This is a genomic window from Microbispora sp. H10830, assembly GCF_014161375.1.
Lineage (GTDB): Bacteria > Actinomycetota > Actinomycetes > Streptosporangiales > Streptosporangiaceae > Microbispora > Microbispora catharanthi.
Genome location: NZ_JABBWX010000023.1, coordinates 1 through 21,920, shown reverse-complemented (window position 1 = coordinate 21,920; position 21,920 = coordinate 1). Strand labels below are relative to the sequence as shown.

The 21,920-nt window shown below is 71.2% G+C and carries 21 protein-coding genes and 2 pseudogenes; 8 read left to right on the top strand and 15 right to left on the bottom strand.

The features are described from left to right. Positions 1–494: 494 nt before the first annotated feature. Positions 495–1,325: pseudogene (locus HHX35_RS45255) on the top strand (glycoside hydrolase family 44 protein); the annotation flags it as partial. Between the two features lie 545 nt (positions 1,326–1,870). Here the strand turns inward: HHX35_RS45255 and HHX35_RS45250 are convergent. Beyond that, on the bottom strand, positions 1,871–2,179 hold the full coding sequence (locus HHX35_RS45250) for a hypothetical protein (RefSeq protein ID WP_396781674.1): 309 nt from the start codon (positions 2,177–2,179) through the stop codon (positions 1,871–1,873). Between the two features lies 1 nt (position 2,180). Between HHX35_RS45250 and HHX35_RS45245 the strand changes: the two genes are divergently transcribed. Continuing rightward, the gene (locus HHX35_RS45245; RefSeq protein ID WP_396781672.1) at positions 2,181–2,495 is read left to right on the top strand and encodes a cellulose binding domain-containing protein; all 315 of its coding nucleotides are present in this window, start codon (positions 2,181–2,183) and stop codon (positions 2,493–2,495) included. A 42-nt stretch (positions 2,496–2,537) separates the two neighbouring features. On the opposite strand, the gene HHX35_RS38175 is transcribed toward HHX35_RS45245, so the two are convergent. Beyond that, positions 2,538–3,026 (bottom strand): hypothetical protein, encoded by a 489-nt coding sequence (locus HHX35_RS38175; protein WP_182903470.1) that lies wholly within the window; start codon positions 3,024–3,026, stop codon positions 2,538–2,540. Between the two features lie 220 nt (positions 3,027–3,246). Between HHX35_RS38175 and HHX35_RS38170 the strand changes: the two genes are divergently transcribed. Both HHX35_RS38170 and HHX35_RS38165 read left to right on the top strand, forming a co-directional pair. Beyond that, on the top strand, positions 3,247–4,587 hold the full coding sequence (locus HHX35_RS38170; protein WP_182903469.1) for a M1 family metallopeptidase: 1,341 nt from the start codon (positions 3,247–3,249) through the stop codon (positions 4,585–4,587). A gap of 132 nt (positions 4,588–4,719) precedes the next feature. Continuing rightward, complete coding sequence (locus HHX35_RS38165) at positions 4,720–5,241, top strand: YbhB/YbcL family Raf kinase inhibitor-like protein (protein WP_182903468.1); 522 nt, start codon at positions 4,720–4,722, stop codon at positions 5,239–5,241. Positions 5,242–5,333: 92 nt separating this feature from the next. On the opposite strand, the gene HHX35_RS38160 is transcribed toward HHX35_RS38165, so the two are convergent. After that, entirely contained in the window at positions 5,334–5,723 is a 390-nt protein-coding gene (locus tag HHX35_RS38160; RefSeq protein WP_182903467.1) for a VOC family protein, read from the bottom strand. A 136-nt stretch (positions 5,724–5,859) separates the two neighbouring features. On the opposite strand from HHX35_RS38160, the gene HHX35_RS38155 reads away from it, so the two are divergent. Beyond that, a complete protein-coding gene (locus tag HHX35_RS38155) occupies positions 5,860–6,732 on the top strand; it encodes a sigma-70 family RNA polymerase sigma factor (protein ID WP_182903466.1) in 873 nt (290 codons plus the stop codon). Positions 6,733–6,832: 100 nt separating this feature from the next. On the opposite strand, the gene HHX35_RS38150 is transcribed toward HHX35_RS38155, so the two are convergent. Genes HHX35_RS38150 through HHX35_RS38130 form a run of 5 tightly spaced genes read right to left on the bottom strand, consistent with a single transcriptional unit; the run spans position 6,833 to position 12,052 of the window. Further along, positions 6,833–7,816, bottom strand: a complete 984-nt coding sequence (locus tag HHX35_RS38150) for a PDR/VanB family oxidoreductase (protein WP_182903465.1) — start codon at positions 7,814–7,816, stop codon at positions 6,833–6,835. A gap of 37 nt (positions 7,817–7,853) precedes the next feature. Continuing rightward, positions 7,854–8,075 carry a hypothetical protein gene (locus HHX35_RS38145; protein WP_142560815.1) on the bottom strand — a complete coding sequence of 74 codons (222 nt, stop codon included), beginning with the start codon at positions 8,073–8,075 and terminating at the stop codon, positions 7,854–7,856. Beyond that, positions 8,072–9,148, bottom strand: coding sequence for an aromatic ring-hydroxylating dioxygenase subunit alpha (locus tag HHX35_RS44940; protein WP_220506362.1), 1,077 nt, complete (start codon positions 9,146–9,148; stop codon positions 8,072–8,074). Before HHX35_RS44940 ends, HHX35_RS38145 begins: the two co-directional genes overlap by 4 nt. Before the next feature lie 3 nt (positions 9,149–9,151). After that, positions 9,152–10,687 (bottom strand): long-chain fatty acid--CoA ligase, encoded by a 1,536-nt coding sequence (locus tag HHX35_RS38135; protein WP_182903464.1) that lies wholly within the window; start codon positions 10,685–10,687, stop codon positions 9,152–9,154. A 15-nt stretch (positions 10,688–10,702) separates the two neighbouring features. After that, positions 10,703–12,052: an MFS transporter gene (locus HHX35_RS38130; RefSeq protein ID WP_182903463.1), complete on the bottom strand. Its 1,350-nt coding sequence runs from the start codon at positions 12,050–12,052 to the stop codon at positions 10,703–10,705. A 447-nt stretch (positions 12,053–12,499) separates the two neighbouring features. Between HHX35_RS38130 and HHX35_RS38125 the strand changes: the two genes are divergently transcribed. From HHX35_RS38125 to HHX35_RS44185, 3 genes and pseudogenes are all read left to right on the top strand, one after another. Next, on the top strand, positions 12,500–12,928 hold the full coding sequence (locus HHX35_RS38125; RefSeq protein WP_259405783.1) for an SDR family NAD(P)-dependent oxidoreductase: 429 nt from the start codon (positions 12,500–12,502) through the stop codon (positions 12,926–12,928). A 32-nt stretch (positions 12,929–12,960) separates the two neighbouring features. Beyond that, positions 12,961–13,122: pseudogene (locus HHX35_RS44935) on the top strand (sigma factor); the annotation flags it as partial. A 127-nt stretch (positions 13,123–13,249) separates the two neighbouring features. Next, complete coding sequence (locus tag HHX35_RS44185) at positions 13,250–13,789, top strand: sigma factor-like helix-turn-helix DNA-binding protein (protein ID WP_259405782.1); 540 nt, start codon at positions 13,250–13,252, stop codon at positions 13,787–13,789. On the opposite strand, the gene HHX35_RS38115 is transcribed toward HHX35_RS44185, so the two are convergent. The 7 genes from HHX35_RS38115 to HHX35_RS38085 all read right to left on the bottom strand — a co-directional run. Then, a complete protein-coding gene (locus tag HHX35_RS38115; protein WP_182903462.1) occupies positions 13,717–16,257 on the bottom strand; it encodes a CehA/McbA family metallohydrolase in 2,541 nt (846 codons plus the stop codon). The genes HHX35_RS44185 and HHX35_RS38115 overlap by 73 nt on opposite strands. Further along, entirely contained in the window at positions 16,250–17,740 is a 1,491-nt protein-coding gene (locus tag HHX35_RS38110; RefSeq protein ID WP_182903461.1) for an APC family permease, read from the bottom strand. Before HHX35_RS38110 ends, HHX35_RS38115 begins: the two co-directional genes overlap by 8 nt. Positions 17,741–17,812: 72 nt before the next feature. After that, positions 17,813–18,193: a cupin domain-containing protein gene (locus tag HHX35_RS44930; protein WP_220506361.1), complete on the bottom strand. Its 381-nt coding sequence runs from the start codon at positions 18,191–18,193 to the stop codon at positions 17,813–17,815. Beyond that, entirely contained in the window at positions 18,190–19,839 is a 1,650-nt protein-coding gene (locus tag HHX35_RS38100) for a N,N-dimethylformamidase beta subunit family domain-containing protein (protein WP_182903460.1), read from the bottom strand. Before HHX35_RS38100 ends, HHX35_RS44930 begins: the two co-directional genes overlap by 4 nt. Continuing rightward, positions 19,836–20,783, bottom strand: coding sequence for an agmatinase (gene speB / locus HHX35_RS38095; protein WP_182903459.1), 948 nt, complete (start codon positions 20,781–20,783; stop codon positions 19,836–19,838). The genes HHX35_RS38100 and speB overlap by 4 nt, the downstream gene beginning before the upstream one ends. 215 nt (positions 20,784–20,998) lie before the next feature. Further along, the gene (locus HHX35_RS38090; protein WP_182903458.1) at positions 20,999–21,457 is read right to left on the bottom strand and encodes a MaoC family dehydratase; all 459 of its coding nucleotides are present in this window, start codon (positions 21,455–21,457) and stop codon (positions 20,999–21,001) included. Next, on the bottom strand, positions 21,454–21,920 hold a 467-nt coding region (locus HHX35_RS38085), incomplete at its 5' end, for an amidohydrolase family protein (protein WP_182903457.1). The genes HHX35_RS38090 and HHX35_RS38085, both read right to left, overlap by 4 nt.

Genomic DNA, 21,920 nt, shown 5'->3' with positions numbered 1-21,920 from the left:
CAGACTCCTGGGAGAAGCCCGCGGTACGCAGGAAGTCGCTCGACCTCCGCAGTGGGCGGCGGCGCCTCGTCTGAGTCTTCCAGCCCAGGAACGGGTCCCTCGGTTGTGCGATGCGGCACGCCGTGGGGGCCCGGCCGGGGTCCGGTGTCCTCGTGAAACTTCCATCCGCGGGTGAGGGGGTGTGGCTGCTCAACGCGTGCCCGCGGTGCTCCGGCGAACCGCGTTCTTGTTCCCCGCCCGGGTCTTGGCCAGCGTGATGGCCTGGCCGCGCGACGGGTGCTCCCCTCGCATCCGGCGGCCCCGGAACCCCAGACCCCCAGGGACTCGAGAGGAGACCCGTGCGAACGCGAACGCTCCCGATCGCCCTCACCGCGGCGATCGCCCTGTCGATCGGCGCGGCGGGCCAGGTGCCCGCCCTCGCGGCGGCCGACGGCCCCGCGCTGACGGTAGACACCACCACCGGGCGGCACCCCATCAGTCCGTACATCTACGGCATGAACTTCGCCGACGAGGCGCTGGCCAAGGAACTGCGTCTCCCGGTGCGCCGGTGGGGCGGCAACGCGACGACCCGTTACAACTACCTGTACGACACCAGCAACCGCGCCTCCGACTGGTACTTCGAGAACATCGCCGAGGACAACCCGGACCCGTCGAAACTGCCGGACGGCTCCACCACCGACCGGTTCGTCGAGCAGGACCGGCGCACCGGCACCGACACAATCCTCACCGTCCCGCTGATCGGCTGGGTCCCCAAGGGCCGCGACGCCTCCTGCGGGTTCTCCGTCGCCGAATACGGCCCGCAGCAGCAGACCGACCAGTGGCGTCCCGACTGCGGCAACGGTGTGAAGCCCGACGGCACGAAGATCACCGGAAACGACCCCCACGACACGAGCGTCGAGGCCGGCGCGGCGTACGTGAAGGACTGGATCGGCCACCTCACCGGCAGGTACGGCACGGCCTCGGGCGGCGGCGTGAAGTTCTACAACCTCGACAACGAGCCCGACATCTGGCACAGCACGCACCGGGACGTCCACCCCGAGGGCGCGAGCTCGGTCGAGCTGCGCGACAAGGCCTACCTCATCGGCGCCGCCGTGAAGGCCGCAGACCCCGGCGCGAAGACGCTCGGCCCGGTCGGCTGGGGCTGGTCCTCCTGGGACTACTCCGGCCTCGACCAGGAGACCTGCGGCCGCACCAACTGCTGGTCGAACCCTCCGGACAAGGAGGTACGCGGCGGCCTTCCGTTCACCACGTGGTACCTCCGGCAGATGAAGAACTACGAGGACGAGCACGGCCTGCGCGTCCTCGACTACTTCGACGAGCACTTCTACCCGCAGGCGTCCGGCGTCGCCTTCGGCTCCGGCGGCGACCCGGCCACCGACGCCCTGCGGCTGCGCTCCACCCGGGCGCTGTGGGATCCGTCGTACACGGACGAGAGCTGGATCAACACGCAGGTCCGGCTGATCCCCCGGATGGAGGAGCTGGTGGCCGCCGAGTATCCCGGCACCAAGACCGCGATCACCGAGTACAACTGGGGTGCCCTCGACCACATCAACGGGGCCCTGGCCCAGGCCGACATCCTCGGCATCTTCGGCCGCGAGGGCCTCGACCTCGCCACCCTGTGGGGGCCGCCCACGGCCTCCCAGCCCGGCGCGTACGCCTTCCGGATGTACCTGAACTACGACGGCGAGGGCGGCCGGTTCGGTGAGACGGCGGTCGGCGCGACCAGCGCCGACCAGGGCAAGCTGGCGGTGTACGCCGCCGAGCGGGCCTCCGACCACGCGCTCACGCTCGTCGTGGTGAACAAGACCGGCGACGACCTGACCAGTGAGGTCGCCGTCAAGGGACGCGACGGCGGCGCGACCGCGCAGGTCTACCGGTACGGCGCGGCCGACACCTCGGCCATCAGGCGCGACGCCGACGTGCAGGTCGGGGCCGGCGGCTTCACCGGCACGTTCCCGGCCGACTCGATCAGCACCGTCGTGATCCCCGCCGGCACCGGCCCGTCGCCCTCCCCCTCGCCGTCCCCGAGTCCCTCACCCTCCGCCTCGCCGTCCCCGAGCCCCTCTCCCAGCCCCTCGGCGTCCCCGAGCCCCAGCCCGTCCCCGTCCCCGAGCCCCAGCCCGTCCCCGTCGCCCAGTCCCTCTCCCAGTTCCTCGCCGACGCCGGCCGCCGCCTGCACGGTGACGTACACGATCACCAACCAGTGGCCCGGCGGCTTCCAGGCCGGGGTCCGGATCGTCAACCGGGGGGCCACGGCCGTGAAGGGCTGGCGGCTCGGCTGGACGTACGGCAACGGGCAGACCGTGACCCAGCTGTGGGACGGCTCCTACACCCAGAGCGGGTCGAAGGTGACGGTGACCAACGCCGGCTACAACGCCACGATCGCGGCGAACGGCGGCAGCGTGACCTTCGGTTTCCTCGGCCGCTGGGACGACGGCGCCAACCCCGCGCCCAAGCAGTTCACCCTCAACGGCTCGCCCTGCTCGACGAGCTGACCCGCCGATCCCGGTGCCGGCCTTCCCCGGCCGGCACCGGGATCAGTCCACCATCGCGCCCTTGTCGCGTCCGCACGCGCTGAAGTCGTCGTGCCGGCCGCAGGCCTTGACGAGGGTGTAATCACGCCAGACGGCCATCGGAGAGGAGACCGCCTGGCCGTCGCGGCCCACGGGGAAGGGGCCACACCGATGCCACGGGCCGCCACCCGGCGGCCAGACGTCGAGCCAGACCGCGTCACCCGGACGGGTGCGGCCGGTAAGGGCCGCCCAGTAGTGCCACTCCCCGCGCGGCCCCGCGTCGCCGCGCCACAGCGTGACGTCCACCTCGTTGCCCCACTTCCCGCTCGTCAGCGAGTACACCGGCCTGGCGTTCTTCACGGTGTGCGGGTTCGGCCACGACCAGCCGCGGCAGTCGATCGGCCGATCACCGCCGGGACCGGCGGAGGCCGCGCAGGACGAAGAAGGGAGGGCCAGGAGCACGGTCGCGGCGACGATCGCCGTGGTGGTCCTGCCACGCCTGGTCCGAACCACCCTGGCCCTCCCCGAGTGCGGCTGTCACCCGGACGAGTATCGATGACAGTTCGTCCCCGTGCAATCACATCGCGTAACCAGGCAACCAATGCCAGCCGGGGCAAATCTTGTCGCTAAAAGCACCAGAACGGCCAAAAAGAAATCATTGACCGCCATTTGACAAAAAGTTACATTATGTCGGCAGATCGGGGGTCCGGGCGCTCGAAAGGAGACCCTCCTCATGGTGCGACGATTCCTGATCACCACGGCGGCGGCCGTGCTCGTCCTCGTCTGGGGCGTCCCGCCGGCCGCTCACGCCGTGGACGGGACCAGGACGCCGGGATCGCCCTCCTACACGGTCACCCTGACCAGCAACGCCTCGGGCAGCACGTGGACGGGGCATGAGAGCGTCACCTTCGCCAACCCGTCTGCGGACCCTCTGACGGAGGTCTATCTCCGTCTGTGGGACAACTATCACGGGACGTGCCCGTCCACGCCGGTCACCGTGACCAACGTGACCGGGGGCACGCCGTCCCCGCTGTCGGTCTCCTGCACCGCGCTGAAGATCAACCTGCCCGCCCCGCTCCCCCAGAACCAGAGCGCCTCGATCGGGTTCGACCTCAGCATCGTCGTGCCCAGCGGCGCCGACCGGTTCGGGCGCGACGGGTCCTACACCTTCATCGGCAACGCGCTGCCGGTCCTGGCGGTCCGCGACGCGAGCGGCTGGCACCTCGATCCGTACAGCAACAACGGCGAGTCCTTCTACGCGCTGATCAGCGACTACTCGGTGACGCTCGACCACCCGACGTCGCTGCTGGTGCCGGCGACCGGCACCTCCGTCGACACGGCGGGAACGTCCGGCCGCACGATCACCAAGGCGACCGCGAAGAACGTGCGCGAGTTCGCCTGGGCGGCCGGGCCGTTCGTGAAGACCACGAGCACCACCACGACGGGCGTCGTCGTGAACGTCTACCGGGTGAGCTCGATCAGCTCCGGCAGCGCGAGCTCGATGATGACCACCGCGAAGAACGCGCTCGTCGCCCACGCGGGCCGGTTCGGCGCCTACCCGTACGGCGAGGCGGACGTGGTGCTGGACAACAACTTCTGGTTCGGCGGCATGGAGTATCCGGGCTTCGTGCTCGACGTGGTCAGCTCCACCGCGCTCGCCCACGAACTGGCCCACCAGTGGTGGTACGGCATCGTCGGCGACGACGAGTACAGCAGCCCGTGGCTGGACGAGTCGTTCACCGACTACGCCACCGACCTCTACAACGGCATCTCGGGCACCAACTGCTGGAACAGCGTCTCCTGGCAGTCATCGGCCGAGAAGATCAGCAATTCGATGGCCTACTGGGACGCCCATTCGAGCAGGTACGGCACCGTCGTCTACACCTACGGCAAGTGCGCGCTGCACGACCTGCGGCGCGCGATCGGCACGACGGCGATGCAGAACCTGCTGAAGAACTACGCCGCCGCCCACTGGTACGGGATATCGACCACCGCGGACTTCAAGGCCGCCGCGCAGGCCGCCACCTCCGTCGACCTGTCGTCGTTCTGGACCACCCACCGCATCGACGGCTGAGTGCGCCGAGCCGTCGCGCTCCCGGCGTGGCCGGGGGCGGGACGGCTCGCATCGCTCTTCCCGGCGGCTCGGCGTCGCACACGCCGCGCGCAATGACGGCGCTGACCTGCTCCGGCCGCCTATCCTGGCCGAATGAAGATCGGCAAGCTGGTGGGCGGTGTCCTCCTGACGGTCGTCCTCCCGGGGTGCTCGGCCGAGGGCGCCCCGCCCGCGGACACTTTGAAGGTGAGCACCCCCGCCTTCGCCGAGGGCGCCAAGATCCCCGGGAGATACGTGTGCGCCCGGCAGGGAGGCCAGGACGTCTCGCCCCCGCTGGCCTGGAGCGGCGTTCCCAAGTCCGCTCGCGAGCTGGCGATCGTGGTGGACGACCCGGACGCCCCCGGTGGGACGTACATCCACTGGATCGTGACCGGCATCCCCGTCACCGAGACGAGCGCGCCCGAGGGCCGCGCCCCGGGGAAGGTCCTGCCGGGCAGCGACGGCAAGGCCGCCTACGCCGGCCCCTGCCCGCCGAGCGGGGTCCATCACTACCACTTCATCGTGTACGCGCTGCGCGGCCCGATCACGCCGGGCGGCGACGCGACAGCGGTGCACCAGCGAATCAAGGATGCGGCGATCGCCTCGGGCGAGACCGTCGGCACCTGGAGTAGCTGACAGGCGAGATGGGGGATCGCCGCGAGGAGCCCGGCCTGGTCCCCGGCCTCACCGGGGTGGCGCGGCCGGGGACCCCGCGTGAGTTCTACAGGTCAGGAGGCGTAGGTGGTGACTTTCCACAGATAGCCGTCCGGGTCGCTGAAGTAACCGAAGTACCCGCCCCACTGGGCGGGAGCCGCCTCCTTGACCACGCTGCCGCCGCCGGCCACCGCGTTGCGCAACATCTCATCCACCGCTTGCCTGGAGTCGGGGTTGAAGTGGAATGAGGCACCGCGAAATCCGGATCCCTCCGCGGAGACTCCGGCGTCCTGTGCCGCCGCCTCCCACTCGTAGAGAGCCAGCTGCGGGGATCCCTCGCCCAGGCTGAACGAGACGAAATGGCGGGTGTCCTTGTCGATCTCGCAGCCCAGGCCTTCATAGAACTTCTTGGCTCGGGTCAGGTCCTCGACGCCGAGCATGATGGCGTTCACCTGCAGTGACACGGTTCTCTCCTGATGGTTTCGGGGGTATTCGCCGGCTGAACCGGCAGGCCGGGCATCCGGACCGGGCCCGGATGTCACATCGGCGTGGTTCCGCCGGTCATTTGGTATGACAGGCGGCGACGGAGGAATGTGACACATGGTCGAGCAGGACTGGCTGAGCGAGCGGTTCGCCGAGCACCAGGGCCGATTGCAAGCGGTGGCCTACCGGATGCTCGGCTCGCCCAGTGAAGCCGAGGATGCGGTGCAGGAGGCCTGGCTGCGGGCCGGCCGCGCCGACACCGGCCAGGTGGAGAATCCGGCCGGGTGGCTGACCACCGTCGTCGCCCGGGTCTGCCTCAACATGCTCGAGGCACGCCGGACCCGGCCTGAGGAGTCGGCCGGGACGCTGCCGCCCGAGCCGGCCGCGCCGCACGCGGGCCCCCACCCCACGAGCCAGGCCGGCCCCGAGGACGAGGCGCTGCTGGCCGATTCCGTCGGTGTCGCGCTGATGGTGGTGCTGGACACGCTGACTCCCGCCGAGCGGCTCGCGTTCGTCCTGCACGACGTCTTCGCCGTGTCGTTCGACGAGATCGGCGCCATCATCGACCGCTCCCCGGCGGCGGCCCGGCAACTCGCCAGCCGGGCCCGGCGCCGGGTGCGAGGAGCGGCCGGGGCATCCGATGCCGCGCGATCCGCGAAGCGGGAAATCGTCGCCGCCTTCCTTGCCGCCTCCCGGAGCGGGGATTTCGCCGCCCTGCTCGAGCTGCTCGATCCGGACGCCGTGGCCGGCGACGTCCGCGGCGCCGACGCGGTGGCGGCTTTCTTCGCCGGACGAGCTCAGGCCGCCCGGCTCGCTCTGGTCGACGGCGTTCCGGCGGCCGTCTGGTCGCACCGTGGCCGGCCGAAGGCCGTCTTCACGTTCGACGTCAGCGACGGGAAGATCACCCGCATCGCCGTCGACGCCGCCCCGGACCAGCTCCACGACCTCGACATCGTCTTCCTCGGCGCCGACGACAAGGAGCGGCGGTGACTGCCGTGTAGACGCCGTCACGGCCCCGTTCGAGGCCGGCGAGTGTGTCCACCTTCTCGGAGCCGGTCGCGCCGGCAGGCGACCTCCGCTTCGGAGCGGGTCAGAGTTCGAGGACGAGACGGTCGGACCGGGCCCGGGACACGCAGATGAACATGACGTCCCCGGCCTCGCGCTCCTCCTCCGTGAGCAGGTCGTCGCGGTGGTCGGGGACGCCGCCGAGCACCGCCGTCTCGCACGTGCCGCAGGTGCCCTCGCGGCAGGACGACAGCACCGCGACCCCCGCCTCCTCGACCACCTCCAGGATCGAGCGGCCCTCCGGCACGGTCAGCGTCGTGCCGGTCAGGGCCAGCTCCACCTCGAAGGCACCCTCCGCCGTGCCGTCCGCCGTGCCGTCCGCCGTGCCCGCGCCGTTCCGGGCCGCGGGCACGAAGCGTTCGACCCGCAGCGCTCCCTTCGGCCAGGAGGCGCACCGCTCCTGCGCCGCCGCCAGCAGCGGCTCGGGTCCGCAGCAGTAGACGAGGGTGTCCGCACGCGGGACGCCGAGCAGCGCGTCGAGGTCGAGCAGGCCCGTCTCGTCCTGCGGGCACAGCTCCACCCGGCCCGGGTGCTGCCGCACGAGCCGATCGGCGAACGCCATCGAGGTCCGGGTGCGCCCGCCGTACACCAGCCGCCAGTCGCACCCGCGCCGCGCCGCCTCCTCGATCATGGGCAGGATCGGGGTGATGCCGATGCCGCCGGCGACGAACAGGTAGCGCGGTGACTCGGCGAGGCCGAAGCGGTTGCGAGGACCGCGCACCCGGATCGTGTCGCCCTCGGCGAGCCGGTCGTGCACGTACGCCGAGCCGCCCCGCCCGCCGGTCTCCCGCAGCACCGCCACCTGGAAGACCGAGGGATCGCCGGGGTCGCCGCACAGCGAGTACTGCCTGACCAGTCCCGGGCCGAGCAGCAGGTCGACGTGTGCGCCCGGCGTCCAGACGGGCAGCGGGCCGCCGTCGGGACGGACGAGACGCAGGAGGACGACGCCCTCGGCGACGGGCACCTTGCCCGCCACCTTGACGTCGAGCTCCGGTTCCGTGACGGGCATGGTCGCCGAGGCTTCCTTTCTTGGAGGATGTCGTGTCTCAGACGAGCGCGGCGGCCGGGGCCGGGGAGTCCTGCGCCGCCGTGGGCCGGGGCCGGTGGCCCTCCGGGTGGCCGAGCAGCCAGTCCCACAAGGCCACCGGGTCCTCGAACTCGCGCTCCGCGCCGCAGAAGCAGGAGGCGTGCAGCCGGTCCGTCCCCGGCAGCCAGCGGATGCGGTAGACGGTGCGGCCGGCCCGCGCACCGGAGTCCCGCGCGTTCATCGAACGGCGGTCTGCGAGGGCACGGAGTCGGCCGGCACGGGGCCGGCCATCCGGGCGAGGAGGCGGCGGGCGGCCAGCCCGCCGGTGTCGATGTTCACCGACAGCTCCTGGTATCGGTCCGGCTCCGCGGCGAGGACCTGCTCCAGCGTGTTGAGCGCGGCCACGTCCTGCAGGACGACGGTGCGGTTGCTGTCCCGCAGGAAGTCGGAGACCTTCTCGTCGTCGAGCGCGAAGTCGCGCGCCACCGCCCAGAAGTCGTAGGTGGCGTTCTCCGTCGACGGGGTGATCGCGTACACGACCTCGACGTGGAAGGCGTGCGGGTCCGTGCCGTCGGCGGCGGGCGGGGGCGACCCGACCGGGGCGACGCGGCTGTGCAGCAGATACAGGCACGGCGGGTGATACTCGATGTCCTGCCAGCGGGTGATCCGGCCCTTGATGCCGGTCGACTCGGCGTAGAACGGCGGGCAGGCCGCGTCGTCCATGTGGCGGCTGACGTAGACGACGGCCGCGTCCTCGTCGACCTCCGTCGTGATCGGGGTCTCGGCCACCTCCGGAGTGCCGATGTACCCGCCGTGCAGGTACGTCTCGTGGGACAGGTCGAGGAGGTTGTCCACGAGCAGGCCGTACCGCGCGTTCAGCGGCTCCATCCCGCACACCGTTGCGTAGTCGGGCGAAACCAGCCAGGGAGCGCGCGGCGGCAGCGTGTCGCCCGGCTCGCGGTCGCCGATCCACACCCAGACGAACGAGTCCTGCTCCACCACGGGGTAGGTGCGCAGCCGCGCGGTGCGCGGGATGCGCTGCTGCGCGGGCACGGCGACGCAGACGCCGTCCGGGCCGTAGGTGAAGCCGTGGTAGCCGCAGACCACGCGGTCGCCGACCAGATGGCTGGGCGATTCCGACAGGGGGAACCGGCGGTGCACGCAGCGGTCGGCCATCGCCACGGCCCGCCCGTCCTCGGTGCGGTAGAGCAGGATCGGCTCGTTCAGGATGGTGCGGCCGAGCTGACGCCGGCCCACCTCGTGGCCGTAGGCGGCCACATACCACTGGTTGCGCGCGAATTCGGTGACGATCACGAGTCACTCCTCGGGGCCGGCGGGCAGGGGCCGCCGGCGCAGGTCGGGTTTGCGGATCTTGCCGGAACCGGTCTTCGGCAGCGCGTCGACGACGTCGACGTAGACCGGGATCTTGTACTTCGCGAGCCGGGGGCGGAGGAAGTCGCGCACCTCGCCGGGGGTGACGGCCACGCCGGGGCGCGGCACGACGAAGGCCCGGCCGACCTCGCCCCACGTGTCGTCGGGCACCCCGACCACGGCGGCCTCCGCCACGGCCGGGTGCTCGAAGAGCACGCCCTCGACCTCCGCCGGGTAGACGTTCTCCCCGCCGGAGATGTACATGTCCTTCACCCGGTCGACGATGTAGAGGTGGCCCTCGTCGTCCACGGTGGCGATGTCTCCGGAGTGGAACCAGCCGCCCTCGGTCAGCGCGGCGGCGGTCGCCTCCGGATCGCGCCAGTAGCCGGGGGTGACGTTAGGCCCCTGCACGAGCACCTCGCCCGGCTCGCCGGGCGCCACGGGGGTGAGGTCGGGCCGGACCACGCGCACGTTGGCGAAGAACACCGGCACCCCGGCGGAGCCCACCTTGCGCACGCTCTCGCCCGCCTCCAGGAATGTCGCACCCGGCGCGGTCTCGGTCATCCCGTAGCCCTGGCAGAAGACCAGGCCCCGTTCCTGGTAGGCGCGGATCAACGCGACGGGGATGGCCGCACCCCCGGACATGAGGGTGCGCAGCGAGGACAGGTCGGCGCCGGGCCACCGGGGCGACCGCGCCAACGCGGCGAACATCGCGGTGACCCCGAACATCCAGGTGACCCGGTGCCTCTCGATGAGGTCGTAACACCGGTCGACATCCCATGACGGCATGATGACCGAGATGCCGCCTTTGAGGAAGGTCGGCAGCAGGGTCTGGTTCAGGGCCGCCACGTGGAACAGCGGCGCGCTGATGAGCGTGACCTCGGTGCTCGTCACGTCCACGCCGATCATGATGTGGAAGCAGTTCCACGCCAGGTTGGCGTGGCTGAGCATGGCACCCTTGGGCCGTCCGGTGGTGCCGGAGGTGTAGAGGATGAGGGCGATGTCGTCGAGCGCCACCGGGATGTCGATCGGCGTGGGGTCGCCCTGCGACAGCCACGTCTCGTAGTGCCGCTCCCCCTCCGCCGGTGACTCGAGCGCCACGACCGTGCGCAGACTCGGGAAGCCGGGGAGATCGCGGACCACCGTCGCGCACTCCGGCCCGTAGACGAGGACGGACGCGCCCGAGTGCTCGAGCATGTACGCGATCTCGGGCGCGGCCAGCCGGAAGTTCAGCGGGACGAAGATCCCGCCGAGCACGTGGGTGGCGAACATCGTCTCGGCGAAGGCGACGTGGTTGGGACCGAGGTAGGCGACCCGGTCCCCCGCCCGCACCCCCGCGTCACGCAGCCGCGACGCGAGCCTCGTCGTCCGCTCGTGGACCTCCGCGTAGCTGAGCGGCCGGTCCGCGTAGACGAACGCGGTGCGGTCCGGGCTCATCTGGGCCCTGCGGGCCGGCCAGCCTCCCAGTCCGGCGTTGCGCATGGATGGCACTCCTCGTCAGGCGGAGGACGGTTTCGCCGTGTCGGCGACGCGACCGGACGCGGGCGCGGCGGAAGTGACCGAGGTCAGGTCCTGGCGGCTGGTCTCGCGCAGCGCCAGGACGCAGACCACGGTCAGCAGGCAGCAGGCCGCGATGATCACCGAGATCGTCGTCGTCCCGCCGCCGGTCGACGCGTCGAGCTGGGCGAACAGCAGCGGCGCGAGACCTGCCCCGAGCCCGGCGATCTGGTAGCCGAGCGAGGCTCCCGTGTAGCGGCTCCCGGTGGCGAACAGTTCGGTGTACAACGCCGCGAGCGGGCCGTACATCAGCGGATGGATGAGCGACTGGCCGAGCACGAGCGCGAGGGCGAGCACGGCCGTGCTGCCGGAGTCCACCATCGGGAAGAGCGCGAAGCCGTACGCCGCCATGAGCACCGCGCCCACGAGCACCACCGGCCGGCGCCCGACCCGGTCCGACAGCGCCGACCAGCCGACGATGCCGAGGACGGCCAGCGCGGACGAGAGCGTGAGCGCGTTCAGCACCGCCTGCCTGGCGAAGCCGGCTCGCACACCGTACGCGATGAGGTAGGTGGTGAGGGTGCCCTGGGCCACGAAGGCGGACAGTCCGACGCCGACCCCGAGCAGGAGGGCCTTCGGGTGGTCGCGGAACACGTCCAGCAGCGGCAGCCGCGATGCGCGTTTCCCGGCGGCCTCGAACACCGGGGTCTCCTCGACCCGCAGCCGGACGAAAAGACCGACCGCCAGCAGCACGATGCTGATCAGGAACGGCACCCGCCAGCCCCAGCTCAGGAACGCCCGCTCGTCCATGACGGCGGCCGTGCCGCTGAGCACCGCCGTGGACAGCACCATGCCGAAGGGGGCTCCGGCGTTGGTGAAGCTCGCCCACAGGCCGCGCCTGCGGGTCGCGTGCTCGGCGGACATCAGCACCGCGCCGCCCCATTCGCCGCCGACGGCGACACCCTGCAGGACCCGGAGCACGATGAGTGCGATGGGCGCGAGGCTGCCGATCTGCGCGTAGGTGGGGAGCAGGCCGATGAGGAAGCTGGCGACGCCCATCAGGGTCATGGTCAGGACGAGCATGCGCTTGCGTCCCAGCCGGTCGCCGTAGTGACCGAAGATCACGCCGCCGAGCGGCCTCGCCAGGTAGCCCGTGGCGAACGTGCCGAAACTGGCGACCGTCGCGGTGACCGAGTCGAGGGAGGAGAAGAAGACCTTGTTGAAGACCACTGCCGACGCCGTGGCGTACAGCAGGAAGTCGTAGTACTCGATGACGCTGCCCAGGAAGCTGGAGGTCACCGCGCGGCGGAGCTGAAGCGGGCTGGGGGGTGCGACTGACAGGTTCGGCATGACCGAGCTCCTCGTCCGGGAGCGAGTTGAGACTCTCGCCTTCTCGTCCGGAGGTTAGGCAGATTTCTAACGGAGGTCAAGACTTTGCCCAATATGCATCCGGGCAGCCCGGTCCGGGCGCACGCGTGCCCGGCCCTCGGCCTCCCTTCCGACCTACCCTGTCCGGTCGCGGCACCCACGGGCCACAGGCGTGCTGTGCCACGCGTGCCCGAGAGACGCAGGTCACATTCGGCGGCTGTTATATCCGTGGCGGCGACCAGCTCGTCGAGGCTCGCGGTGTTCCGCGCGGTCGCGGCCACCTTGTCACCGCGGGACAGTGCGGCCTCGACGAAGTTGCGGCCCAGACCGCGGGACGAACCGGTGACGAACCAGACCTTGCTCATGATGACTTTCCGTTCTTTCTGCGGTTGTCTGCTGTTTCACCCCCTAGACACACAACCCGGCGCGATGCCGCTGGGCGGTGCGTACCATGCCTCCAAGTGGGCCCTGGAAGCCCTGAACGAGACCCTCGCCCACGAGGTCGCCGACTTCGGCGTCAAGGTGACGGTGATCGAGCCCGCCGGCTTCGCCACCAGGTCCGGCAAGAACCCCGATCCGCTCGACAACGGTCACGTGGCCGAGGCCGACCCGGCCTACGACGGCCTCCGCCGGCGCCTCGCCGGGGTCATGGGAAAGCAGCCCGCCGGCGATCCGGCCGCCGCGGCCCGGGCACTTATCAAGATCGCCGACTCCGACGACCCGCCCCTGCGGGTGCTCTTCGGGCAGGGCTTCTACCCGATGCTCCAGCAGGTCTACGCCGACCGGCTCAAGACCTGGGCCGACTGGCAGGACCTTTCGAGGGAGGCTCAGGGAAAGCTCGACCAGGAAGATCGGTGACAGGGCCGGTCGCGGAGGAGAAGAACCGAGACATGAGCGGCCATGCCGGCAACCCGGCGACCGAGACCTTCCTCGCCCACCGCAACCTGCTTTTCACCGTCGCGTATGAGATGCTCGGATCGGCGGCCGACGCCGAAGACGTCCTCCAGGAGACCTGGCTGCGATGGGTCAAGGCCGACGTGGAGCAGGTGCACGACCAGTGCGCCTACCTGATTCGAATCACCACCCGCCAGTCCCTCAACCGCCTGCGCAGCATGAAGCACACCGCTGCTCACCGCGCCGGACGCGGCCGAGGACGTCGAGCTCGCCGAGAGTCTGTCGATGGCGCTCATGCTCGTCCTCGAGACGCTGTCGCCGACCGAGCGCGCCGTCTTCGTGCTGCGCGAGGCCTTCGACGTCGGCTACGACGAGATCGCGGCCGCCGTCGGCAAGAGCCCCGCGGCCGTCCGCCAGATCGCCTACCGCGCCCGGCGGCATGTCGACGCCCGCCGCCCCCGCGAGGCCGTCTCCTCCGGTGAGACCCGGGCGGCCCTGGAGGCGTTCCGGCGCGCGCTCGAAGCCGGCGACCTGCAGGGCCTGCTTGACGTGCTCGCTCCCGAGGTCGTCTTGGTGAGCGACGGCGGCGGCGTCAAGCAGGCCGCACCTCGGATTCGAGACCCCGCTCACCCTGCGGTGAACGCCGGTGGCCGAACAGCCATGGCCGACCTCTGGCGTGGACCAGGACGGCTGCCGCCCACCCGTGGAGCGACCCGGGCGGCAGCCGTACGGGATCGCGCGGGGGGCGCCGATCAGGTGGCGGCCCGGCGCTCCCGCAGCAGTTCGCGGGCCTGCAGGAACGGCGCGCGCAGGAAGGCCAGATGATCCTCCTGCCTGTGCCGATGGCAGACCTGGCCGGGCCACAGACGCCTGCTGCGCTCGTCGATGTAGGCGAGGGAGCCGTCGACGAGGTTCAGCATGTGGTCGACCGTGGCCGCGTCGAACCGGGCGTACTCCCCGCCGGTGCGCAGGTAGACCGGAGACGTGTGCGCCATGATCGGCCTGGCCCACACGTCGTGGTGGCGGGCGACGCCGGCGCCAGGCCCGTAGCAACGTGCGGCGATCCAGCTGTCCTCGGTCACGGGCACGTCCGCGGTCAGTTCGAGCGTGCGGCCGGGAGTGTCGATCCGGCGCTCGGCGACGACGTGGCCGTTGACCACGATCTCGAGCCGGTCGACGTCGAAGATCGACCGAACGCGGGCCTCGACGCGTACGGTGCCGCTCGCGGGCACGCGGGCGTCCTCGCCCGGCCGGCGGCCGTCCACGCCGAGCCACAGGAGCGGCCCGCTGGTGACGAAGGTCGCGCCCTCCCGGACGGCGCGGCACCAGGCCCAGTAGTCGAACTCCTCGTCCGCCGGCACGTGCGCGTACGTGCGGATGAGGCCGATCGGCACCTCGCTGCTCATCTTGTCTGTGCCGCCCACCAGGGTGATCCGGTAGCCGGCGTTGAGGTAGCGGTAGTACTCCTGGATGTTGTAGGGGTCGTAGGCGATCATCTCGACGGCGTCGAGCCTGCCGGTGGCGAGCAGGGCCGCGGCCTCGCCGTTGGGCACGGGGAAGTGCGCCAGCACGACGGTGCCGCCCTGCTCGTGGCATTCGTCGGCCCAGTGGGACAGCGTGGTCTCCAGGCCGCCGCCGAGTTCCGACTCCTCGGCGCCGCCGGTGCACCACGGCATGATCGGGCGGCGCAGGCCGAGCAGGTTGATGTGGCCGAGCATGCCGCTGCGGTTCTCCTGGCCGGCGAACACGTGCGTGTGCCCGTCGTGGGAGGTGTGCGGGTGCCCGGTGAACTCCTCGGTGCCGGTGAACAGGTGTCCCCACTGGCTGAGCAGCAGGTTGGTGACCCGGACGTCCTCGCCGCGGGCCTCCAGCTCCGCGCCGAGTGTCGAGACGAAGTGCACGTGGGTGTCGCCGCTGTACCAGCCGTCGGCGGCCAGGTCCGTCACCCTGGCCAGCGTCAGGTCGAGCTCGGCCTGGTCCGGCCGGATGGTGACCGTGGTGTGCAGCGGCTCGTACTCGAACCCGCGAGCCGCCTCGACCGTGACCTCCCCCAGCGGCAGCCAGCCCTCGCACGTGCCGTCGATGTAGGAGTAGGTCGTGGTGCCGAGGCGGACGTCCCCGCCGATGTCGAGGTTCCAGGTGTTGCCGTCGGAGTTGATGTGCCCGTGATGACCGTGGGGCGGGTAGGGCACGCCGTCGGCGGACCGGAAGTGGATGCGGCACGGGACCGGCTCACCCGTGGCCGCGTCCCTGACCGTGGTGCGCACCCAGGCCCGCCCGGCGTCGGGGACCCGCCAGCTGACCCCTCCGTCGTCGTGCCGCCCGGCGGCGAGCAGCTCGCCCCACCCGCAGGCGCTGATCACGTGTTCCCCGCGGGTCAGCGTCAGCCGCGCCGAGGGCGTGGCCGCGACCCGTACGTAGCCCTGGTGGTGCTCCTCCACGGGCGTCCCCCAGGCCGGTGTGCCCTCGGCGGCGCCGGCCGTACGGGAGTAGACGTAGGTCGCCGAGCCCCGGTCGACGGTCACCGCCAGGTCCTCCGAGATCGGCCCCACCGGCGGGTCGAGGTCGAGCAGGACGTCGCGCCACACCGTACGCCCGAAGGGGTCCTCGTCGAGCTCGCTGGTGGTCAGCGCGCCGACGAGGATGGCCGGGCCCCCCGAGTGGATCTCCAGGGCACGGACCGTCGCGCCCGGGCGCGGGTTGCGGCAGGGCCACAGGTAGAACCGGTAGGGCAGGACGTACGGCGACCGGGCCTGCGGGTCGTCGATGTCGACGAACCGGGCCCCGGCGGCGTCGAAACGCCCGTGGGTGCGCGGCATGAGCCGGTGCTGGGCGTCGGGGACGGCCAGGAACGGGGTCTGCCCCCAGTCGAGCGGAATGGCGCGGTCGCTCCACAGCCGGGGCGTGGGCCCGATCTCCAGGCGCTGGCGCACCGGCAGCCGCTCGGTGGTCCCGTCGTCGTAGACGAGCGTGTAGTGCCCGCAGAGCTGACCGGCCATCTGCCCGTCGAACAGGTCTGGGGACTCCAGGGCGTGGGCGACCACCATCCACGTGAACGCGCGGTCCACCGCCACGGTGACCGTCGCCGGGTCGGGCCCGCCCACGCGCAGCAGGGCCGCGCCCGCGTTCCCTTCGTCGCCGAACAGGAACGGCAGGCCGTAGAGCGTACGCGGCCCGAGCGGACAGGAGTCGCCGTCGTCGAGGACCGAACGCGGCGCGTTCAGCACGCCGGCCAGGTCGAGCGGCAGGTAGCCCCGGCAGCCGCCGGGCGATGACGTGTCGTGATCAGGCATTTCCGATGGCGGGCTCTCTCCGCCCCGCGGGCGGTTCGTCGACGGACGTCTGGGCCAGTCCGGCGTAGAGCCGGGGTGCGCGGGCCCGCAGATACAGGGCCCTGGTCACGCCGGCGACGACGGCGGCCACGCCGAGACCGACGATCAGGATGTTGGTGGTGGTGCCGGCGCCGGTCAGCAGCGGCAGGTTGCTCAGGACGAGGAAGAGCACCACGGCCAGGGCGGCGAAGCTGAGCCCGGGAGCGATCGTGGTGCGGAAGATCCCGGCCTCGGGCGCCTGCCGGCGCAGGAAGCGGATGATCGCCAGGGAGCAGAACGCCCACAGGCAGATGATCCCGATGAACCCGAGCGCGCTGCCCCACAGCAGGAGCCCCAGGTAGGGGTCGATCCCGAAGACCGCGAACACGACGACGGCCACCGCCGCCAGCACGGTCTGCACGAGGCCGGCCGCCAGGGGGGCCTTGGTCCGCGGGTGGGTGCGGCCGAGCGCGCGCGGCAGCAGACCCTCGCGGCCCATCGCGTAGAAGTAGCGGTTGGCCGCGTTGTGCAGCGCGAGCAGCGCGGCGAACGCGCTGGTCAGCAGCAGGATGTGCATCACCTCGGTGATCGGGGCGGGCACATACCTGTCGAAGACGGTGACGACGAGGTTGACCGGGTCGGCCTCGGCCGCGGGCCCGATCTTGTCGACGCCGTAGGCCATCACGATGACCCAGGTGATGAAGGCGTAGAAGACGGCGATGAACCCGACCGCGATGTAGGTCGCCCGGCGGACGGTACGGATGCCGCCCCGCGCCTCCTCACTGAAGATCGCGGTGGCCTCGAAGCCCATGAACGCCCCGGCGACCAGGGCGAACATCGCCCCGTTGCCCGGGTCGAAGACCCTGCTGGGCGCGAACGACTCGGCGGACCAGTCACCGGCGCCGCCCTTCGCCAGGACGTAGGCCGCCAGCACGACGAGCACGACCGTCTCCAGCACCAGCAGGGTCCCGAGGATCCGGGCACTGGTGTGGATGCCCCGATATCCGAGCCACCCCACGAAGATCAGGCCGACGATCGCGAACACCCACCACGGCACGTCACGGTGGAAGTAGTTCTTGAACGTCTCGTTGGCGTACACACCGAGCGCGCCGTACGTGCTGATCTGCAGGGCGTTGTAGGCGACGACGGCGAGCATCGCCGCGCCCGAGCCCGCCGGCTTGCCCAGGCCGCGCGAGATGGTGGCGTAGAACGCTCCCGCGTTGCGGACGTAGCGGCTCATGGTCATGAAACCGACGGCGAACAGCGCCATGACCACCCCGGCGACCAGGTAGCCGCCGGGGACGGCGGCGCCGCCCTTGAGGAAGTGCAGGGGGGCGACCGCGACGATGAGCGTCAGCGGGGCCAGCGCGGCCAGGACCGTGAAGACGAGATCCTTGGTCCCCATGGCGTCGCCGGCCAGGGAGTCGGGCGCGTTCGCGGAGCTCCCGGGGGGATGACCTGGCATGGTGTGTGTGCTCCTTACTGCGGGTCGGCTCGGGGCTGGAGGAAGGGGGGCCCGAAGGCGGGAAAGGGGAGCTCAGCGGCTGACCGCGACGAAGACCTTCTCGCTCGGCTCCAGGGTGATCCAGTCGCCGCGGAAGCCCTGCGGGATGTGGAACGACTCCCCCGGGCCGAACTCCTTGCGCCGCCCGGACTCGTCCTCTACGGCGACACGGCCCTTGAGGACGAAGCAGATCTCGTCGTAGGGCCAGGAGTCGAACCGCACGGCACCGGGCTCGCCTCTCCAGAAACCGCCGGTGAACGCGCTCGCGCCGCCGCCGAAGACGCGGAACTCCGCCTCCGTCCACTCGGCGGACAGCAGATGGTAGTCGCTCAGCGGGGGCACGAAGCGCTCGCCGTTCTCCGCCGTGATCGCGCGGACGGCGTCGATGCCCACCGGGGTCCGCCGGTCGTTCACGACGCCACCCCCTGGTGTTCGACGCGACCGCGCAGACCGAAGCGGCGCAGGACGTTGTGGGTGATGCGCTCGACGAAGGGGTCGCCGAGGCTGAGCACGTGGGACCACTCGGTGGTGCCGCCGTTGAAGACCTCGCCGTCGCCGCGCGTGAACGCCGCGATCATCCCGGCGCCCCGCATCTCGCCCTCGTGCACGTAGCCGGGCAGGTCGTCGCCGAGGTCCGCGTTGTAGTTGTAGACCTCTTCCTCCGGCCCGCCGATCGGCACCCGGCCGCCGAAGCGGTCCTCCTCCCCGCGTACGGCCGGGGCGAGAGCCAGGATCTCCAGCGTCTCCGGGGCGCCGTCCTCGAACGTGGGGTACGGCAGGCCGCGCCGGAAGGTGTACTCGACCGAGTCGAGCTCGAAGGCCGCCAGGAAGTACGGCGGCCCGCCGAGCAGGTCGCCGTAGTAGAGGTCGGTTCCCTCGAACGCCCAGTGGTGCGGCCGGTAGACCGTGAAGCCTCCCGACGAGCGGGGAGCAGCGACGCCGTAGCGGTTGTAGATCCCGCCGAGGCCGTTGAGCCCGATGGTGGTGGCGCCCGGCCGTCCGACCGACTTCGCCTCCCACACCGTGGTGGCCAGGTGCGGCGTCTCGGCCGCCTCGGGGTCGAGCGACGGCAGCCGGTAGCAGTACTGCGTGGTCCCGTCGTCGCTGAGCCGCACCTGCCACTGGTAGTTGCCGCCGAACCTGGCCAGGTTGCCGCCGGCGTCCACGAACGCGTCGACCGTGTCGCGCATGCGCCACGACCAGTACTCGTCGTGCCCGGCGACGACGGCGCAGGAGTAGCCGTCCAGCGCGTGGGGGTCGAAGTGCAGGTCGTGCTGGGTCAGGTAGTCGATCTCGTAGCCGTTGCGCTCGGCCCACACCACGAAGTGCCGCTCGTAGGTCGCCCAGAACGCGTCGGCGTGGTGGCGGCTGTACCCGAACAGGCGCGCCCACTCGTACGAGGGGTAGCGGGGAGCGCCGTTGATCGGCAGCGTGCCGGGGTTGGCCTCCCGGGGCGCGCCCGCCGGCTTGCGGATCATGCCCCGGGCGATCGGGCGCTGCGTCGAGGCCAGCGGCGATCCGTTGTCGGAACGCGGGTCGTCGCCGAGGCCGCGGTAGTGGTTCGCGCCGCCCCAGTCGTTGTAGGCCAGCATCGTGCCCGTGGTCAGCACGAGCGCGGCGGGGGAACGTCGCCCGGCCGGCGCCTTGACCACGAAGAAGTGCTCGCGCTCCCACAATTCGCCCGACGGCGTGACCGCGCGCACGGTGACGATGTAGAAGCCGCTCCGCCAGTCGTCCGGGATCTCCAGCTCCAGCCCCACCGGCCAGCCGCAGCCGACCGCGTGGGCGTCGGCCGGCGCCTCGAACCGGCCCGCCGACAGCCCCTCGCGCGACCAGACGACGCGCGGCTCCAGCCCGTCGCGGACCACCTCCAGGTCGAAGGACGGGACGCTCGCGCTGAGATGGAAGCGGACGGTCTCCCCCGGGAAGTACGAGAACCGGTCGGTGTAGCACCACACCTCGGCCGCGCCGGGCGTGCCGAAGGCACGCTCGGAGGGCCAGCCCTTCGGGGACCATGCGAAGGCGGCGGGGAGCCTCTTCGTCGCGTTCGTGTCGCTCACTTCTCCTCCTTGAGTGCGAGCAGGCCGATCAGGTCGTAGGCCACGTGGGAGGCCGCGACGGAGGTGATCTCGGCGTGGTCGTAGGCGGGCGCGACCTCCACGACGTCGGCGCCGACCAGATCGGCGCCGGCAAGGCCGCGCAGGATCTCCAGCAGTTCCCGGCTCGTCAGCCCGCCGGCCTCGGGAGTGCCGGTGCCGGGCGCGTGCGCCGGGTCGAGCACGTCGATGTCGATCGAGAGGTAGAGCGGGCGGCCCCCGATCCGCTGCCGCAGCGCGCCGGCGACCTCGTCCACGCCACGGCGCATCACGTCGGCGCTGGTCACGATGCCGAAACCCAGCCGGCGGTCGTCGTCGAGGTCCTTCTTGCCGTACAGCGGGCCGCGGGTGCCGACATGGCACACCGCCTCGGTGTCGAGGATGCCCTCCTCGACCGCCCGGCGAAACGGCGTGCCGTGGGTGTACTCGGCCCCGAAGTAGGTGTCCCAGGTGTCGAGATGCGCGTCGAAGTGCAGCAGCGCGACCGGGCCGTGCCGCCGGGCGGCCGCCCGCAGCAGCGGCAGCGCGATCGTGTGGTCGCCGCCGATCGTGACCAGCCGGGTGCCGCCCTCCATCAGCCCGGAGGCGGCCTCCTCGACGGTCTCGACCGCCTCGCGGATGTCGAACGGGTTGCACGCGATGTCGCCCGCGTCCGCCACCTGCATCTCGGCGAACGGCGAGACGTCCAGGCCCGGATGGTAGGGCCGGAGCAGGCGGCTGGCCTCGCGGACGGCCGATGGGCCGAACCGGGCGCCTGGGCGGTAGGAGACCCCGCTGTCGAACGGCACGCCCACGACCGCCACATCGGCGTGCTCGACCTCCTCCAGCCGCGGCAGCCGCGCGAAGGTGGCCGGTCCGGCGAATCGCGGAACCCGTGAGGAATCGACGGGCCCCCGGGGCACGCTCATACCTGATCCTTTCTCTCCGCCGCGAAGCCCCAGGTCAGGGGCCTATGGATCGGCAAGTCTGCACGCAACCGGACTAAACCGGCAATTGGTGCAACAACGGAGAGTCAGGGGCAGGTTTGTGGATGAGAACAAACGCGGGCGACCCGGCGACCGGGGCGGTCGCCGGGTCGCCCGGCGGAAACGGCCCTCAGCCGCCGGGTGTCAGGTGCGGGGTGTCAGGCGTAGTGCCGGTAGATCGCCCGGGCGACGCAGGCCGGCTTGTTCGCACCTTCGATCTCGACGGTGAAGTCGAGCAGCATCTGGACACCGTCGCCGGGGACGTCCTCGACGGAGACGACGGCGGCGGCGAGGCGGATCCTGCTGCCCACCTTGACCGGGCTGGGGAAGCGGACCTTCTCCAGGCCGTAGTTGATGCTCATCTTCACGCCCTGGATGTCGAGCAGTTCGTTGAACAGCGGAATGACCAGGGAGAGCGTGAGGTAGCCGTGGGCGATCGTGCCGCCGAACGGGCCGTCCTTGGCCCTGTCGGGGTCGACGTGGATCCACTGGTGGTCGTCGGTGGCGTCGGCGAAGGTGTTCACCCGCTCCTGGGCGATCCCCAGCCAGCCGCTGTGGCCGAGATCCTTGCCGGCCAGCGCCCTGATCTCGTCGAGCCCGTTCACCGTGATGGTCATGTGCCTGCCGTCCCTTCCGCGGAGCCGTCCTGCGCGCCTTTTCCGGTGCCGAGCCCGAGCAGGCGTACGGCGTTGTCCTTCAGGATCTTCGGGCGGACCTCGGGCTTGATCTCGAGCTTGTCGAAGTCGGCCAGCCAGCGGTCCGGCGTGATCACCGGATAGTCGGAGCCGAAGAGCACCTTGTCCTTCAGCAACGTGTTGGCGTACCGCACGAGCTGCGGCGGGAAGTACTTCGGCGACCACCCCGACAGATCGATGTAGACATACGGCTTGTGCGTGGCGACGGCCAGCGCCTCGTCCTGCCACGGGAACGACGGATGGGCCAGGATGATCCGCAGCTCGGGGAAGTCCACGGCCACGTCGTCCACCAGCATGGGATTGCCGTACTTCAGCCGGATCCCGCCCCCGCCGGGGACGCCCGCGCCGATGCCCGTCTGCCCGGTGTGGAACAACGCCGGAACGC